Raw genomic sequence first — 17,444 nt, 5'->3', positions numbered from 1 at the left:
CGCGAGGACCTGGTCCAATACGATTCCCGTTTTTCTGAGGAAAAACAGGAATCTATGACTTTTTGTGGGCAAAAGCGGAAATCGCCCGCAAAAATAACGCCGCAATCTAAGTTTTAAGATTGCGGCGTTAACCTTTATGATTTTCTTATTTATTAAATGTAATTATATGAGTTTCTCAACACAAGCAGCTACGTTATCCATCTTTTCTGTGGGCTCAAAACGAGCTACAACTTCACCGTTTCTGTCAACAACAAACTTTGTGAAGTTCCACTTGATATCAGGATTGTTCTTATAATCCTTATCAATCTTCTTAAGCATTACGCTCATAGCCAGTGCTGAAGGTCCCTTACCAAATCCTTCAAAGCCCTTCTGCTCCTTAAGGAACTTATAAAGAGGAAGCTGGTTCTCACCATTAACTTCAGACTTCTTCATCTGAGGGAACTTTGTATTGTAATGAAGTGTACAGAATTCATGAATCTCTTCGTCAGTACCGGGTGTCTGTCCTGCAAACTGGTTGCAAGGGATATCAAGTACTTCAAATCCCTGATCATGGAATTTCTCATACATCTCTTCAATGTCCTTGTAATGAGGTGTGAAACCACATCCTGTAGCTGTGTTAACTACAAGAACAACCTTTCCCTTGTAGTTATCCATTGAAAAATCTTCGCCCTTAGCTGTTGTTACTGAATAATCATAAAATCCCATAATTGACCTCCATAAATGATCAAACTAAAAAATATAAAATGTATTGTTACAATGTAATTATTTATGTTATCTGCTCTCGATTTAATGTGATTATATTGTATGCAATTCATTATGTCAATACTTTTTTCTTCATTCTTTTAAAAATCAATTACTTCGATATAGATCCGCCTTTAAAAAGGCAATCACTTTAATATTAATCCGCCTTTAAAAAGTCGATTACTTCAATTAAATCCGCACAAATTCTGACTGACAGAGATTTCATCTCATCATTTGCAGGTATCATATCCGGCACCATTATTGGTTTCATGCCTGCAGCATGAGCAGCCCTGATTCCATTATATGAATCTTCTATAGCATATGCATCCATTGGATTTACTTTCATTATATCGCATGCCATAAGATATATCTCCGGATTTGGCTTTGATATTTTTACCGCATCTCCACCTATTATTTCTTCAAAGTAGTCAAGAAATCCGGCATCCCGAAGCTCGTTTTCCACAACTGCTTTTCTTGTTGATGAAGCCACCGCACACCTTATATTTTCACTTTTGAGATATTCAAGAATCTCCTTTACTCCTTTTTTGACAGGGAGTCTTCCTCCATCATATCTTTCATGAAAAAGTCTACTACTCTCTGCAAGTATTTTATCTGCTATGCCGGGACCAAAATCCTTTGAATATGCTTCCTCAACAATCTGCCTGGTCTGATTGTTATTCGTCCCTATGCACTTATAAAAAACTTCACGAATATTGCCCACGCCAAATCCGGATGCAGCCTCACTCCATACGTAAAGGCATGCCCTCTCGGAATCAAAGATCACCCCATCCATATCAAAAATAACACAACAATCTTTTCTCATTACTCCTAACCTCTTACCTCAACAATTATTTAATTCTTTATCGCAGCAATTATTTAATTCTTTTATCTTCTGCCATATCCGCAAGTTATGTTTATTACTTCCTATGAATTACCATATTTATAACGATTGGCTTAAAGCCGACACTGAGTGCAGTTTTCTGTGAGCCTGTATTCGTTTCAGCATGTGCCCATACAGGTTTCCTTCCCTGCTGTATGATTTCCATGCACATTCTGTACGCAAGATATGACGCCAAGCCATGGTGTCTATATTCTGCGGTAGTCTCAACACCTATATCTACTTCTTCCGGACTTATTGCGCTTGAAAATGCCACAGCAGCAAAGCAGCCATCTTCCTTACTTCTGGCTATAAATCCAAATCCATTCTGAAGGAACGAATCGCTGTCCTTCCATGAAAAAGATGGCGTAATCCTTCCCCGAATTTCACCTATATTGTCTGCAGTTATAGTCTCAAGGGCAAAGCTTTCATCAAGTATTGGTATATTTTCAGGTATTCCTACATAGATGTATTCAATCCTTTTATCTATTTGGATCAAGTCAGCACCCGAATAATAATCTAAAATAAACTCCGAATCTGTGATTAATAAAAACCTTCGCTTAGGATCCAACGGCTCAGACCTTCGCTCCGTATCCGAAGCCAGAAACTTTCGATATATTTCATCAAGAATATCTGGTCTCACATTTCCTGAAATGTATGCAAACCCACTATAATGCCAGAACAGTACACAGTCACCACCCGTATATATTTCTCCATCCTGAGTCCCAGTTGCAATTGACATCGGATAAACTTGATTAGCGGTACATTCTCTAGCCCATTCGATATATTCTTTATGGCAGATTCTGCTGATCCTTCTCAAAATCATTCCTCCTGTGTCTTCTACTTATTCTGTCCTCTCCGAAGTTATCAATTCTGTCCTCCAGCAGTTGTTTTGCCCATCCGAACTAGTGTTTTGTCTGGGTGACTTTTGATTTAATTACGAAGTATCATTCTCAATAGGCTAGGAATCTGAATGAGTCGTAGCGGTGGCTACGGCGATTGAAGATGACGAAGCGTATTGAGAATTAGACAAGTAATATATCAAATTGTCATTCAGACAAGACACTAGTCAATCTGCTCTTCATTTCTTTACTTTGTTCTCAAATCCGTTGAAAAGATATATTCCAAGAACAGCATTAAATCCTATCGCAGAATAGAATATTCTTACTTATATTTATACTTACACATACTCACTTATACTTAACACTTGCACTTATACTCATTAACAATAATGCTAATGATCATTATTTATGTCAATAAAAAAGCACCAATACATTCTGCCTAAATTCAAAGTCAAAAAACCTGTATGCCAGTGTCTTCTTGTTTAAGCCAGTATTGGTACCAAAATTTCATATGTCCGATGCTGCAATTAATTCGTTCCAGACCATAAATCTAGCAAGCTCATTCAGAAATTCATCCGAAAAAGAGTATAGTGTGAAAGCCTATGTTTCTGTCCGCTAATGCCTTCTCATAGCTCGAAAGATCACCATCGCCACCCTCTGACCAGTAGTTAAAAAAACAATGTCATCTTTTCCAATATGCATTGCATCAATCATTTTTTCTATAATTCTGTTTTCCATTTTATCATTCCTTTTCATAAAATATATTCATCCAACATGATATAATCTGGTCTCATACAGCAATTTCCTCTTCAAGTAACCTGCATAACGAAGCAGCGTCTCCATTTACGCCATCATACTTAAAGTCAGCCTGTTCAGTATCAAACATTCCATGCTTATTCTCAAGCATATGTTCAACCGGGGTAGGAAGATTTCCATGCATCCTCTCCTTAAATGCAATTACGATAAAGTCAGCGCCTGCCTTTTCAAGCCTCATCGCTGCATCTGCCAGAATAACAGCATTCCCCTGCCAGTAGCCATTCTCCATATTTTCTTCAAGTTCGGCAAAATCCACACTATACATAAGTATCTTGGCACTGTGAAATCCACCAAGTCTTCTGATCACCTCTTGGTTTATGATCTCATAATATGTAACCGTACTTTCCCAGCTCATACCGCCGATAATCCCAATTGTCTTCATTCCGTTTTTCTCCATTTTTTCAATTAAGTTCTGCAAATATCCTGGCACCCTCTGTATCTAGCCATTTTGTTATGGCGATAGATGATAGTACAAATAATAACTCCCATGCCAATAGATAAACTTCCGCACCTAAATGATACCCCACAAGCATATATCCTCCTGCAAACAGGATAGATACAGCCCAGAATGAGATCACCGTAATAAACGCTGCCCCACATTGCTTGACCGGAACATTTTCATTTGTCCATTCCAGAATAGGCATTTTTACTGCAAATGCCGTTTCGAGAACTGCTGCAAAGGCAGCATATGAAAGTGGAAGTATTATTATCAGGAATCTGCATAAAGCTGATTCATCGGCTATAATCCCAGTGCATAATGATAATATCAATGCCGGCGGGACTGACAGTATAATCTGCAGTAAGGCCTTTGCACTCAGTATCTTCCCTGCCGAAGCAGGCATGGTCTTAAGGATCCAGAGGCTCTTACCCTCCAAAGATACTGATGGCATTGCAGTATCTACCATAGCAGCCATGAAAATGATTCCTGTACAGATTAGGACATCTGCACTTCCGGGACGGGATACAAACACCTCGTTAAGAGTATCAATAATTCCGCGTCCTTTTATCATCATAAAAACTGCAGCGGCAGGCATCAGTATGATACCAAGGCCACAGTTCAGCATATATGTAGGACTTGTAATAAACTTCTGGAATTCCTTCCAAAGAAGTGCCTGCGGAATTGCTTTCTGCCTGTATCTGATAACTTTATATGCAACCCTCTCCATCTTACCGGATGTAGTAGCAATACTGATAAAGCTCTTTAATATAAGATGAAAAATAACCATGCACAGACCGGCAAAAGAGGTGGTAAATACCCCTGCCCAGAGCAGGCTCCCGGCTCCGAAGCAGCCAAACAAATACAACACATAAGCATATCTTTTTATAAAAGCTGCATACTCCGGGGCATTAAGCAGCAGCGCCTTCACAATATCCCCTGCCCTGAAATAGAACGTAAAGTATGCGACCACGCCTGCGAGCGTCACAAACACTGATATCAGACTCTTGTTCTTTAATCGGAGACTAATCTTTGCGATAACAAATCCCAGCCCACAGGATATCAGCATTACGATTGCCGATATACATAAGAAAAACAGCACCGCACCTATTACCTTTGTTACATTGATCCCTGTCAAAACAAAATATACGATGTCCGCTGGAATAAGGACAGTTAACATATACATCACACCAAGGAGATATACATTTATGAGTCTTGCACCAATCACATCCCTGACAGGTATAGGCATCGCCAGCAATAATTCATTATCTTTTGCTAGATATAATGAGGCATACGAATTATATACGCTCCCAAAGGATCCGAGAAATACTGCTACACACCCCATTATGAGATAATACATCCAGTCTATTCCGGCAGTAACAAGTGATCCGCACATAGTAAACGACAGTCCAAGAAAGATACCTCCAAGAATCCCTACCATTATCACCACAAAGAATACTATCCATGCAGCTATAGCAGGCTTTGAGCGCATTCTGTTTCTCTTGGCATCATAGAAGTAACTCTTAAACACTTCAAAAATCTGTTTCTTAACCAATGTTTTCAGCATTTATACTGCCTCCAGTTCCAGGAATACATCCTCAAGGCTGTCATCGCCCTTAACTTCTTCCATCTTTCCAACCTTTACAAGCCTTCCATGGTTAATGATCGCAACCTTATCACAAAGCTTTTCAGCCACCTCAAGTACATGTGTTGAGAAAAATATAGCCCCGCCTTTATCGCAGTGCTCCCTCATCATTTCCTTTAGAAGGTGTGAGGCCTTCGGATCAAGTCCGACAAACGGTTCATCCATGATTATCAGCTTCGGATCATGCATCCATGCACTTATAAGCGCCAGCTTCTGCTTCATGCCGTGGGAATATGATGATATAGGCATCCCAAGATCCTTAGTAATCTCAAACATTTCTGCATACTTATTTATTTTCTCCTGCCTGTCCGCTACAGAAATCCCATATACATCTGCTACAAAATTCAGATACTTTATACCGCTCATAAAGTCATACAGATCAGGATTGTCCGGAATATATGCCATAACCTTCTTGCACTCCACCGGGGAATCAATTATAGATTTTCCATCTATATAGACCTTCCCCTCATCGAACTGTAGTATACCAACAGCGCTTTTTAAAGTTGTACTCTTACCTGCTCCATTATGGCCGATAAACCCGAAAATCTCTCCGGGTCTGATATGGAGGGATAAATCATCAACAGCTCTCTTTGTTCCATATGTTTTTGATAAATGTTCTATTTTAAGCATTTTAATTTCACCTCAATTCTTCTTATTGAAAAGCACTTCCATAGCTTCCTGATAGTTCTCACTAACTGCGATCTTCCTTAGAACCTTTTTAATGAGGAGGGAAAAACCTATTGAGATTACCAGAAGAACAAGGCTTGTCCCACTGTCAAGAACAACCCTGTATGCTGCATTGAATTCGCCATTTCCAAGTGTTGTAATGCCTGTCAGATTTCCAAGCTTATGAAAAGAAAAAAGTTCCCTGATTTCTTCGAGCGTGGCTTCATATTTTGTCTTACTATTAACCATCCCATGCCCTCCTACTATCAATACTTTAACCCCAAAATAAAACAGACCCATCATTTACACTTATTGGGGTCTGTTTTACACTGATTTTCCTCATTGTTTTTTATCGCTGAATCATTACTTTTTTTTTGCTCAGTCCGTTAGCCTTTGCACCTTTTGACATACCCGAGTTAGCAGCCAGCAACCAAAGCAGCCAGCACACGGGTTCACGCAGTCATTGCATGCTACCTTTTCCCAAGCAAAATTGCAAGCGCAAGTCCCATTGCTACCCATGGGAGAGCTGCACGAATAAAACTAAAAACTCCGATCATTTGTGCTCTCCTATAGTACCGGAAGAAAGGCTTACTATTGCTACATTTTTTATCATATTGTCTTCCTTTTACTTTCAAAAATCATTCAGATAAAAAACGTTGCACCAAAAGCATTCACTCTGCGCCAACCATTCTTCATCTCAAATAGCTTTTCCATGCACTTTTCATAATCAATAGACATGGTTTCATTTCTTTTCTTTCTGGAAGTTAAGTTAATTCTTGTGTCCTGAATATCATTATATCTCATATCTAACCTCCTTAATGTGTATATTCAATATTCATCAGAACTGATTAAACTGCCATCAACGACCTTATGCATCGCTCTGAAGTAGTGACATTTAAGATATATTTATCACTTCTAGATAACCTCTAATCCGTTTACACTTGTTTTGTTCAATTTCACACTGATTTTTTCATTCAAAAAGGACAGAGATTTTTATCCCTGTCCTCTAAACTTAGCTCATCTTGTAAAACTTCAGAGCCTCAGTAATAGCTTTTTCCTTCTCCGGAGTTGTACCCCGCTGTTTACTATCCTCTGACTTCGGCTTGTTATAATTTTCCCTCTCAATGATTCCATGTTTCTGCTTTACCTGCGCAATATTTAGGTTTGTTACATGGAATCCATAGTGCTCCTGCAGCTTCTATTTCCGAAGACAATTACTTTAACAATCTTCTCGGAAATGACATTGTAAAAATCGCTAAAGATATAAGAGATGCACACAGCAAGGATGCTGATACCGGTGATGCAACTACTCCCGTTGATGATATTCTCGACTCATTTGAAGAATTAAAGACTGCCGATAATGCAACGCAAGCTCAGATGATGATGTACAGTAAACTCTTCAAATTCAATTTCACCAAAATGGATCCATATGAGTTTAAAACCTTTACTGACATCCTGCAAAGGTACTCAGATCTTTGTAAACCGATAAAAAGAAATAGGCGCGGTAAGAAAAAGAAATAAAGTGTTAATGAGTCAAGCGGACTGTCCTCATTAACTAATAAAGCTTATCTCAACCTTAGCTCCACCAATCTCCTTAGAATTAGCAAGAACAATATCTCCGCCATGCTCCTTTGCTACTTTCTTCGCAAAGAATAATCCGATACCATAATGAGAGCTACCGGTTCTACTGGAATCATCCATGAAAAACTGTTCTGTGCCATGAACAAGAGCTTCAGGCGTGAATCCGCTTCCGGAATCCTCAACGATAAAGACAAGTTTTCCACCTCTGTAAGTAGCAGTAGTATTTATTACGCCACCCTCGGGCGTATACTCAGCAGCATTTCTCACAACATTCATAACAGCCCTTACTACGTGGTCGTACACGACGCTGATAACTACCTCGTTCTCACACTCTTCCTTCCAGTTAATCTGAAGTTGATAAACTTCAGAAAGTCCCATGGTCTGCTTTTTAATATCAGCCAGAATATCAGCGACTTTTACCTTAACAGGTGTCTGTTCGATACCTTCCTGAGACTTTGTAACTTCTATGAGTGTCTGCACGTAGTTCTGGATCTGAAGTACACTCCCCGAAATATAGTCAGCATAGTTCTTCTGCTCATCCGTAAGCTCTGTCTCAAGCAAAAGCTCAGAATTGCCGCGAACTACCGTAAGCGGAGTTTTGATATCGTGGGCAAGTGCTGACATCTGCCTATTCTTTTCCTGCTCAGTTTCCCACTGCTTCTGAAGTGAAGTCTTAAGGGCATATCGCATGTCATCCAGTGCCACCAGACATTCATCAATCTCTCTAACGCCTGAATAATTCACCTTAAAATCCAAGTTCCTGTCGCCAATCTGCTCTAAGGCCTCTCTCATGGGAGTCATCTTCTTTCTAATCCCTGAGCCAAATTTCTTAGCAAAAATCCGTATGATTCCCAAGCAGCATATAATAATGAAAATGGTCAGGAGATTTTCAGGATTTGGCAGATGCTCATTCATCCACATGGATTTATACTGAGGCTTAAGCCTATACTGCAAAACAACATATTCATCCGGACGAATAATAATTCTATAAAATCTGCCGTCACTATAATTATTATTATTATTTGATAATACCTTCCATGCAGTTTCTACATCCTTTTCATCGAGATTGCCTGAGAGGACTTCTCCATCATCTGAAAAAACCACATAGCGGCATACCTCGGGAATCAGATCGGAGGTCACTTCGTTTGCTGTTTTAATCTGTTCAGAGACTTCACTTATCCTGTACTCCGCATAGTTAGCCGGGTAGATAACTCCGGCATTTATAAGAAGATTAAAAGCAAAAAGAGAAATAGCTGCCCATATAAGGAGAGCAAATCCCATTAAAAAAATATAGACCTCGAACATACTTCCAAGACCTAGCGTTCCCCTCTTATTCTTTTTATCTTTACTCTTTACTCTTCCCATTTATAACCAATCCCCCAAACTGTCTTAATTGGCATATACTCGAAGCGTGAGAGCTTTGTTCTGATGTTTTTGATATGCGTGATTATTGTGCTGTCGCAACTCTCACTATCGTATCCCAACACTTTTTCCAGTATCTGCTCCTTTGAAAAAATCTGGCCACGGTTCTTTGCCAAAAACTCACATATGTCGTACTCAGCCTTTGTGAGATTTATTTCCTCTTCATCGAGCATCATCTTACGGGCTTCAAGCATAAAGCAGATTCTGCCAATGGCAAGTCTTGCCACATGCTCACGCTTTTCTCTTCGAAGGTGCGCACCGATTCTTGCACGAAGCTCCATAACTCCGAAGGGCTTGCAGATATAGTCATCTGCACCGAGGGCAAGTCCATTTACAAGACTTCCCTCATCCGTCTTTGCGGTGATAAATAAAATTGGGCAATCAACTATATTCCTTATCTTCGAGCATAGCTCAAACCCATCAATTCCAGGCATCATCACGTCCAGTAATATTAGATCAAAACGTGAGAGCTTATCCATCTCAATCTTCGTAGGATCATCAATTTTCGTAACTGCATGAGAGTCCTTAACCAGAACATTCTCGATCATGTTTAAAATGGCGTTTTCGTCGTCAACTGCCAGTATGTTTGCCATAATTCTTTTTTCATCCTCTTTTTCAAAATATTTGGAGACAATTATTCAGATATCTTACTACCCTCATAGTTTGCAGCAAAAATAAAGTATCCCGCCAAGCAAACGATGGCAACTGCCATGTAAATCAGTGCCTGTGACCTGATCTCAGAAAGTGCTCCAATATCTGCAAGTTCGTATACAAGGAATGTTTCAGGCATTCTGGCTGTCCATGAAAGTGGCACGACCTTCCAGGCATACATTCCAATATCTGTAAGGAAAAGTGCACTGATAAGTCCCGAAATCAAACCTGCACCTATTACAAAAGCCTTGCCAAAAACAAATGCAAAAATATCAAACAGCAGATAGAGCGGAATCGCTGAAAGCCACATAACAAAGGCTGCCATGAGCAACACTCCCATTGAAGCGGTGCCCTGTCCGTGAATAATGATAAAGCCTACTCCGAATAAAACTGCTGTAAATAGCAAGGCAAAGAGACTAAGTAAAATTAATGTCACTGCCTTTGAGAAGAGCGCTGCCGTCTTACTTCTTAAAGTAAGAAGATTTTGAAACGCTCCGGCATTTTGCTCCTGCTCCATTGTACTTGCAATGAATATTCCAATCAATACAGGAAATCCAGATCCAAGAGCCTCAAAAAATGCGGATATCTTATCGGTCTCATTCCATCCGGAAGTCGCATAATAAGCAAGAAACACTATGCTTACCACAATCGGGATTACTATATGCGCAATAGTTATGGGGTTTCTTTTCATTTTATAAAAATCTGCTCGAAGGCATCTACTAAACATTTTTATTTCACATCTCCTTTTTCAAACCAGTTAAGATATAGATAAGTTAAAACCACAAACCAGACCAGGGCGATGAGAATTCCGGGAAAGATTACAGAAGCGTTAAGAAGCGGATCTCCTGCCTGCGCTCTCAAACCGTTTGGAAGTACATGAAGAAGCGGAGTAACAATTCTCATAGGTACTGCAGATACGAACAAAAACCATTTTCCTGAAGGTGCCACAATAATTCCAAGCACGGTTATGAACATGCAGGCTATGAGTTCAACGACCATTCCGAATTTTTCGCTAAGGAATAAGAAAAGTGGAATCTGCCAAAGCTGAACTATAGAAAGAACTAAAACAGTTATAGCTGCCCCAACTACCGGAACACTTGTTGTTAAAAAGGTGCCTCCTAAAGCAGCACCCATAAACAGAACCGCATTTGATATGAGTACAAGAATTCCCAGATAGGCTATTTTCCCAAGCATCAGCTCTTTTTTCTCGATAGGAAGAGCTTTGATATTGTAGTACCCGTTTTTCTTTTCTCTCATAACAGAAAGGTAACTTACAATAGCAATCATTCCAGGAAGAAGAAACGTATACCACCAGTTCCAAGCGCTCTCTGCGTATGCGTTTGTCATTCCTGCTGTAAGCACAAGCGCCATTACAAGTGCGATTATTGGAAATACAAATATGAGTTTACTGCTCACTGTTCTCTTTGATTTTAAAAATTCAGCTCTTATTACGTTAGTCATTGCTTTAGTCCTTTCATATATTAAGTAATTGGCAATTTACACTCTTTATGCAATATTCTGAAGTTCACGATTTTTCTTAACAACATCCATAAAAAGCTCTTCAAGATTCTGTTCCGGAAGGAGCTCGCCTTCATATCCGAGCACTCCGTCTGAGATTATTCCAATATAGTTAGCACACATCTGAACCTCTGAAAGTATGTGGCTTGACAGGATTACGGTGATTCCCTGCTTTGGGAAAGATCTTATGAGTTCTCTAAGCTCTTCAATTCCGATAGGATCAAGTCCGTTTGTAGGCTCATCCAGAATAAGAAGCTTAGGATTTCCAAGAAGCGCAAGTGCTATACCAAGTCTTTGCTTCATTCCAAGTGAAAACTGCCCCGCCTTCTTTTTTCCTGTGTTCGTAAGTGAAACTGTTTTTAAAACTTCATCAATCCTGCTCTTGGGAACTCCAAGAAGAATCGCTCTTACTTCAAGATTCTCTCTTGCTGTGAGGTTTTCATAGATCGGAGGATTCTCGATCAGTGCTCCGATCTCTTCAAGTACGCTTCTATCCCAAGTCTTCCCATCGTAGATGATCTCGCCGTCTGTGGGCTTCATGATTCCCGTTATCATCTTAAGTGTTGTTGACTTTCCTGCACCATTTGGTCCGAGAAGACCGTACACACAACCCTTTGGTATATTCAACGAAACTTTATTTACAGCTTTCTGATCTTTAAAAGTCTTACAGAGTTCGTTAGTTTTAAGCATCATTTCCATTATTTTTCCCCTTCCATTTTCAATATATTTGTTTTTCAACCTGAAAACAGAATACAAAGAAAAAATAAAGATTTGATGAAGCTTATAAGAAAAGTTTTCATATGTCCATAAATATCTTGCCGCGAAAAAATGAGAGGCACTCTATAAAAGAATGCCTCTTTTCCATCAAATCATTTTAAAATACTTAAATGCTTCTGTAATAGCCTTCTCTTTTTCCGGAGTCGTCCCTGGTTGTCTACTATCCTCTGATTTTGGCTAATTGTAATTCTCTCTTTCTATAATCCCATGTTTCTGCTTTACCTGCTTAAGCTGCCCCCTGAGAACATCTTTCTCATTCACAAGTTCCAGAAAACTTATTGAGTACATGCCAATATGCCTCGTTGCAAAGATAGGCTGTTGGGCGTTCAGATATCACCACCTGTACTCCAGCGGATTTTATGGATTCTGACATCTTGTCCAAATCCAGTTTTGAAGCACATCTGGTGCCTTCCTTGGCCGCATACTTTTCAATCCTCACCCTCGAAGTCAATGATTTGTCAATGCCAAACATAATAACTTGGTTATATTCTTTACCAATGGAATCAATGTCCTTTTTAAGTCCGGTAAAAAAATTGGTGAGAAGCAGATGCTCGGGAGGTAGTTCTTCTACTAACACACTTGATGCGTTATTTTTCCCCTTAAATCAGACAAACAGTCTCATTTATTCGTTTGTAAACTCTCCGTCAAAAGCTCTCACTGCCTCACGGTTCAATTCATCGTTATAAATATCTGATTCAAAATATCTTCCTCCGCGAACAGCTTTCAAATATCCTTCTTTCAGCTCCATCGCCATAAATGAGGGATAATTATATCCATCCGCATCTGCTATTCCAAAAGTTTCTGCTTCCTTGAATCCAAACTGGGGATAGTACTCAGGTCTTCCAAAAAACAAAATAGCGCCATAATCAAGCTGTTTTGCTCGTTCTATCATTGCTCGAATAAGCGCTCCTCCAACGCCTCTCCTCTGATATTCAGGTAATACACTCAATGGACCAAAGTTCAGGACAGGAAAAGACAGATTTTCCTTTCTCACAACTGCATTACTGCAAATAATATGCCCAACTATCGTCCCATCTTCCAGTTCGGCAACCAAACTGAGATCCATAATTCCATCACGATGCCGCAATTCATGAACCATCCAATGCTCATAGGGGCAACCAATCTGTCCACGCTCTACTCTGTCAGGATACCCAAAGGCGGCTCTTGTTATTTCCTCTACCCTTCTATAGTCTTTTTCTTCTTCAAGTCTAACTTTTATCTCCATGCAACCCTCAACATTTTTATACGAAATCTTATATCGATTTGTATTTCACAAAAACTGCTTACACTTCCCCAGTTCCCAATGCTCCAGAATTTTATGCAGTTGAATATTCTTATTCATCTATCTTCTCCGCTTAATATCTTCAGTGCATTCTCCACATCCACTTCGGTCAGCCCCTGCTCAGCATCAGTCATGACCTGACATTTTGCAACACTATTGTTATGAAGCTCTAGATCATCAAGAACTACCCACCTTTCAGTATCAGGGTGATCCTTAAGCCACGTAAGTATTTCGTCAGCCTTAACCTTACTGAATCTCTTTGATCTTCTAATTTCTTCTGTTGTCAGATTAGGAGTAATTCCTGCAACTGATATTCCTTCTTTTTCCAAAAGAGATGTAAGGTACTCCGCTTTAGGGCGCAGAGGCTTTAAGTCAACCCCATACCAAAATCGCCATCCGGAATGCAGTATAATTGAAGCTGCCACTCAAAATGTGCTCAAATAAACTCAAACACATCGAGAAATCGAAGTCCTCACGGTCACTTCTTACTGCTTCATCGTGTATGCTTTGGCGATTGCAAGCAATACGCTACTCACAAGTTCTTGTACACTCCACAGTCGTTAATTCCCGAAATAGCCTTCGGTACATACTTACGTTTGCTTGATTATGCAACTTCGTAAGTTACAGCATCTCTAAGATTTAGACTTGCATTAAAATCTCTATCTTCAATATAGCCACATGCGCATCTATATAAACGGTCAGAAAGTTTTAAATTCTTCTTGATAGCCCCGCAGCAATGACATATTTTAGAAGACGGATACCACCTGTCTACAATTCTAAGTTCAATTCCGTTCTCATCACATTTTGCTTTAAGCTTGGTTCTAAATTCATAGAACTTTTGTGATGCAACAGCTTTTGAAAGATGCCTGTTCTTCATCATCCCTGATACATTCAAGTCTTCAATAGTTATGTAAGATGGTTTGGTTTTCACTATCTCAGCTATTGTTTTATTGATGTAGTCAGTACGGATATTGTCTATCCTATGATGAAGCTTCTGTACCTTAAGCTTTTGTTTTTGTATATTTCTTTGAGTGGACTCTCCTTTCTTTAAATTCTCATATTTACGTGAGAGACATCTTTGCTCTCTACGTAGTTGTTTCTCCAGTTTCTTAAATCTTGCTGACTTATTGATGTTCTTATAAGTCTTGCCATTGGAAACTATAGCTAAATCTTTAAGCCCTAGGTCTATTCCTATACCTTCATTTGAATTGTTAGAAATCTTAGTATCTGGAACTTCTACTAGTGCTGATACATAGTATCTACTTGCTTTTACAGAAATAGTTCCGCTTTTGATAACATAACCATCTTTAGTGGTTGGAATATAACCTTTTTCTTTTAATCTCACCCATCCAAGAGTAGGTATATTGATGCGGTGTCTTTCGCAAAAGCAGTCTTTTGGATTGTTCTTTACGAAATACATCTTCACATCAGACTTGCCTTTCTTCTTGAAGTTAGGGAACTTGCTTTGCCCTTTGAAGAATCGTGTAAATGCTGTATATCCATCTTCAATGGACTTTTTGACCGATTTAGAACTTACTTCCTTAATCCATTTATAGTCAGGATTGTATGAGAGATATTCGTTATTTAGCCATACGCTAAAACTTTTACCAGACATGAACTTTTGTCCGTTATCATGCAATTCTTTATTGTGAGCAAGATAGAAGTTGTAGACATATCTGCAAGTCCCGATAGTCTTATTGATCTTAGCTTTCTGTTCCAATGTTGGATTTATTTCCGTCTTGAAGCTCTTTAGCAATATCCTCATCCTCCTTTATTTGTTTCTTATACTTACGAAGTCCATACAACCTACAAGAGAATACATGAAGGATTGAAACAATATCCTGCACGAGTTCTTCTTGTGGTGATAGTTCTTCATTGTTCACTACCACTATAGTTGTATTGAATTTCATACAGAATTTTTCAAACCAATCATACCCAAATCTGATAAATCTGTCCTTGTGTGTAACTATGACAGTTTTGATTTTTTGCTCCATAACTTCATCTAATAGAGTATTCCATTGTTTGCGATTGTAATTAAGTCCACTGCCATAGTCTTCTATACATTGGTCTACAATAATACCTTTACCATTACAAAACTGTCGTAAAAATGATACTTGATTCTGTAAATCATCTTTTTGATTTCTTGTAGACACTCTGGCATAGATAACTGTTTTTCGAGCATCGTTTACAGTATCTATCCCTTTAAATTGAAGATATTGGTCGTATGTATAATAGCGCCTATCAGTTAGAGTTCGGTTTGCTTTTAAAGTGCCTTCTCTATCCCAACGTTGTAACGTCTTGACGGAAACGCCTAATAATTCAGCAAAATCTTTTGGTTTGTAATTTGTGATATTCGATGTATTCATATTATATACTCCTTTGAGTATATTTGAACACACTTGATCACATTTGACAATATTATGGATTACTTAATTTATTCTCCTGATTTCTTAACAAGCTCTGATAAAAGCTTCACTTTTTCAGTATCTATGTATTTCCCGTCACTTATTTCTCTCTGGTGATCTGCATTCCAGAAATTAGAATTAAGAACTCCATCAATATCTAAAAAAATAACCTTTGTCATAATCTCTTTATTCTCCAACCGATAATACTGAAATTCACTTCTTAATCTTAGAAAAATTTCGCGCTTCGGAACAATATTCATTTTTTCCTATATACACGATATCCTTGACAAAGCAAATCTGCTAATAAAAATTCTCTTTGAGACACCTTGCCAATACTTCTGGTTGAATCTATAATTCTAACTTTACACTTATCTTTATTAATGAATTCCTTAAACAACATGACATGCGAAGATATCGCAAAGACATCACCCTGTCTAATATCCTTTATATCTATTAAATCTGCAATTTCGGGAATATCTCTAGCCCGTATTTTCTTTGGTAGTTCCCAACATACTGTTACAAGCCCCGAGCAATCTACACCTACACATTCATGACTTCCATATCGTGATGTATCTTCCGGTACATTTCCAGCGTACTTACCTTCAGCAATACCCAGGTCAAACTCTTCCAATGATGAAGCATTCCCCCATCCATAGGGAATTCCTACATTCAGCTGTCCCAGCTTCCACCAACCACAATCGAATTCTTCACCTCGCCATGTAATATCCGGCGTATCTACATATCTCCCATTTTTGTCGATACCATGCATTACATTTTTCTCTGATGCATACCACTCATGCTTAGAATATAATAGTGCCTTCTCAATAGCTCGTTTTCCAGCTTCTTCTGTCATTTTATAATCCCCATTTCCATGTTCCAAACTCTACCTTAATTTTTCCTTACGTTCATTTAGCTATGTCAATGTCTCATATTTCATAATCAATCAGCTTGTATATCCAACTATTCAAATCCGAAAAGATATATCCAGCTTCTTTAGCTTTCTCTGTGCTAAAGGTAAGTGCATCCTTAAGTCCATTGAACGGAGCAGCATCACCATTCTCATCAAGGATGGCCTTTTTATCAAGTTTCTTTTCCGCGCAGCTTATTATCTCAGAGATCCTTATATCACCATTTGAGCAGCCGTTAACAGCACCACAAACAGGATGATCCACAAGATATGCCATAAATTCTCCCGCTTCTTTTTCATGGATAAAAGACATAGCGACATCCAGATCATCTACGTTCATGGAGTGCTCATTTTTAATATGTTCAATATAAAAGCGCAGCCTTCCGGTATAGTCGTTCTCTCCAAGAACGACTGGATACCTCACAAAAGTGCAGGCAGAAAGGTCCATGTACTCCAAAACTGCTCTCTCGGCGTTGCGCTTAGTCTTTTCATAATCCTTGATTCTGTCCATCCATTCCAAGGGATACTCGCTTGTCACAAATTCATCTTCCGTAATACCGGCATGTTCACACGGATAAACAGAGCACGTAGACATCTGGATATATCTATCGCAGCTGACGTTCTCCAAAAGAGCTTTCACATCGTTAGAGCTATAGGCAATCTTATCAATGATCACATCAAACCTGTGGTTATCTAGAGCTCTTTTAACACTTGACGAATCCATTCGGTCAAGAACCACATAGCTTACCTCACCTTCAAAATCCACCTTCACATTTCCTCTGGTGGCAATGGTCACATTATGCCCCTTTGCCAGCAAGGCGTTTACCACAGGAATTCCGAAGTATCTTGTCCCACCAACAACTAATATTTTCATGCAC

At 39.0% G+C, this 17,444-nt stretch carries 23 protein-coding genes; 1 reads left to right on the top strand and 22 read right to left on the bottom strand.

Annotated elements, in window-relative coordinates; translation table 11 throughout:
* Positions 1-162 precede the first annotated feature (162 nt).
* From T501_RS16040 to T501_RS21550, 9 genes are all read right to left on the bottom strand, one after another.
* Complete coding sequence (locus tag T501_RS16040; protein ID WP_026510776.1) at positions 163-705, bottom strand: glutathione peroxidase; 543 nt, start codon at positions 703-705, stop codon at positions 163-165.
* A gap of 193 nt (positions 706-898) precedes the next feature.
* Positions 899-1,564 carry an HAD family hydrolase gene (locus tag T501_RS16035; RefSeq protein ID WP_026510775.1) on the bottom strand — a complete coding sequence of 222 codons (666 nt, stop codon included), beginning with the start codon at positions 1,562-1,564 and terminating at the stop codon, positions 899-901.
* Between the two features lie 94 nt (positions 1,565-1,658).
* Positions 1,659-2,438 carry a GNAT family N-acetyltransferase gene (locus tag T501_RS16030; RefSeq protein ID WP_044916067.1) on the bottom strand — a complete coding sequence of 260 codons (780 nt, stop codon included), beginning with the start codon at positions 2,436-2,438 and terminating at the stop codon, positions 1,659-1,661.
* A gap of 637 nt (positions 2,439-3,075) precedes the next feature.
* Positions 3,076-3,198, bottom strand: a complete 123-nt coding sequence (locus T501_RS22415; RefSeq protein ID WP_255347452.1) for a hypothetical protein — start codon at positions 3,196-3,198, stop codon at positions 3,076-3,078.
* A 52-nt stretch (positions 3,199-3,250) separates the two neighbouring features.
* Complete coding sequence (locus tag T501_RS22615; RefSeq protein WP_026510773.1) at positions 3,251-3,658, bottom strand: aspartate/glutamate racemase family protein; 408 nt, start codon at positions 3,656-3,658, stop codon at positions 3,251-3,253.
* A 19-nt stretch (positions 3,659-3,677) separates the two neighbouring features.
* Positions 3,678-5,279 (bottom strand): hypothetical protein, encoded by a 1,602-nt coding sequence (locus T501_RS16020; protein ID WP_044916065.1) that lies wholly within the window; start codon positions 5,277-5,279, stop codon positions 3,678-3,680.
* Complete coding sequence (locus tag T501_RS16015) at positions 5,280-5,987, bottom strand: ABC transporter ATP-binding protein (protein ID WP_026510771.1); 708 nt, start codon at positions 5,985-5,987, stop codon at positions 5,280-5,282. It abuts the gene before it with no gap.
* A gap of 12 nt (positions 5,988-5,999) precedes the next feature.
* Positions 6,000-6,272 (bottom strand): hypothetical protein, encoded by a 273-nt coding sequence (locus tag T501_RS16010; protein WP_026510770.1) that lies wholly within the window; start codon positions 6,270-6,272, stop codon positions 6,000-6,002.
* A gap of 393 nt (positions 6,273-6,665) precedes the next feature.
* Positions 6,666-6,827 (bottom strand): hypothetical protein, encoded by a 162-nt coding sequence (locus T501_RS21550; protein WP_155831467.1) that lies wholly within the window; start codon positions 6,825-6,827, stop codon positions 6,666-6,668.
* A gap of 360 nt (positions 6,828-7,187) precedes the next feature.
* Between T501_RS21550 and T501_RS16005 the strand changes: the two genes are divergently transcribed.
* The gene (locus T501_RS16005) at positions 7,188-7,544 is read left to right on the top strand and encodes a hypothetical protein (protein ID WP_026510769.1); all 357 of its coding nucleotides are present in this window, start codon (positions 7,188-7,190) and stop codon (positions 7,542-7,544) included.
* Positions 7,545-7,574: 30 nt separating this feature from the next.
* Here the strand turns inward: T501_RS16005 and T501_RS16000 are convergent, their stop codons facing one another.
* The 13 genes from T501_RS16000 to T501_RS15940 form a co-directional block, all read right to left on the bottom strand.
* Positions 7,575-8,969: a HAMP domain-containing sensor histidine kinase gene (locus tag T501_RS16000; protein ID WP_044916063.1), complete on the bottom strand. Its 1,395-nt coding sequence runs from the start codon at positions 8,967-8,969 to the stop codon at positions 7,575-7,577.
* Positions 8,957-9,619: a response regulator transcription factor gene (locus tag T501_RS15995; RefSeq protein ID WP_026510767.1), complete on the bottom strand. Its 663-nt coding sequence runs from the start codon at positions 9,617-9,619 to the stop codon at positions 8,957-8,959. Before T501_RS15995 ends, T501_RS16000 begins: the two co-directional genes overlap by 13 nt.
* A gap of 41 nt (positions 9,620-9,660) precedes the next feature.
* A complete protein-coding gene (locus T501_RS15990) occupies positions 9,661-10,404 on the bottom strand; it encodes a lantibiotic immunity ABC transporter MutG family permease subunit (RefSeq protein ID WP_044916062.1) in 744 nt (247 codons plus the stop codon).
* 2 nt (positions 10,405-10,406) lie between these two features.
* Positions 10,407-11,138 (bottom strand): lantibiotic immunity ABC transporter MutE/EpiE family permease subunit, encoded by a 732-nt coding sequence (locus T501_RS15985; protein WP_044916060.1) that lies wholly within the window; start codon positions 11,136-11,138, stop codon positions 10,407-10,409.
* Positions 11,139-11,183: 45 nt separating this feature from the next.
* The gene (locus T501_RS15980; protein ID WP_026510764.1) at positions 11,184-11,894 is read right to left on the bottom strand and encodes a lantibiotic protection ABC transporter ATP-binding protein; all 711 of its coding nucleotides are present in this window, start codon (positions 11,892-11,894) and stop codon (positions 11,184-11,186) included.
* 331 nt (positions 11,895-12,225) lie between these two features.
* A complete protein-coding gene (locus T501_RS22985) occupies positions 12,226-12,549 on the bottom strand; it encodes a C15 family peptidase (RefSeq protein WP_044916058.1) in 324 nt (107 codons plus the stop codon).
* A 45-nt stretch (positions 12,550-12,594) separates the two neighbouring features.
* Positions 12,595-13,197: a GNAT family N-acetyltransferase gene (locus T501_RS15970; protein WP_044916056.1), complete on the bottom strand. Its 603-nt coding sequence runs from the start codon at positions 13,195-13,197 to the stop codon at positions 12,595-12,597.
* Between the two features lie 113 nt (positions 13,198-13,310).
* Positions 13,311-13,679 carry an HAD domain-containing protein gene (locus tag T501_RS15965; protein WP_050008357.1) on the bottom strand — a complete coding sequence of 123 codons (369 nt, stop codon included), beginning with the start codon at positions 13,677-13,679 and terminating at the stop codon, positions 13,311-13,313.
* Between the two features lie 179 nt (positions 13,680-13,858).
* A complete protein-coding gene (locus T501_RS15960; protein WP_044916054.1) occupies positions 13,859-15,019 on the bottom strand; it encodes an RNA-guided endonuclease InsQ/TnpB family protein in 1,161 nt (386 codons plus the stop codon).
* Positions 14,958-15,605 carry an IS607 family transposase gene (locus tag T501_RS15955; protein WP_197027975.1) on the bottom strand — a complete coding sequence of 216 codons (648 nt, stop codon included), beginning with the start codon at positions 15,603-15,605 and terminating at the stop codon, positions 14,958-14,960. The genes T501_RS15960 and T501_RS15955 overlap by 62 nt, the downstream gene beginning before the upstream one ends.
* A gap of 83 nt (positions 15,606-15,688) precedes the next feature.
* Positions 15,689-15,838: an HAD domain-containing protein gene (locus T501_RS21545; protein WP_155994892.1), complete on the bottom strand. Its 150-nt coding sequence runs from the start codon at positions 15,836-15,838 to the stop codon at positions 15,689-15,691.
* A 77-nt stretch (positions 15,839-15,915) separates the two neighbouring features.
* Positions 15,916-16,512 (bottom strand): NlpC/P60 family protein, encoded by a 597-nt coding sequence (locus T501_RS15945; RefSeq protein ID WP_044916047.1) that lies wholly within the window; start codon positions 16,510-16,512, stop codon positions 15,916-15,918.
* Between the two features lie 73 nt (positions 16,513-16,585).
* Positions 16,586-17,440, bottom strand: a complete 855-nt coding sequence (locus T501_RS15940) for an NAD-dependent epimerase/dehydratase family protein (RefSeq protein WP_044916045.1) — start codon at positions 17,438-17,440, stop codon at positions 16,586-16,588.
* Positions 17,441-17,444 lie beyond the last annotated feature (4 nt).

Source organism: Butyrivibrio sp. WCE2006, from assembly GCF_000701985.1.
GTDB lineage: Bacteria > Bacillota > Clostridia > Lachnospirales > Lachnospiraceae > Butyrivibrio.
Note: the sequence above shows the minus strand (reverse complement) of the source record. Positions and strands in the feature narration are given on the sequence as shown.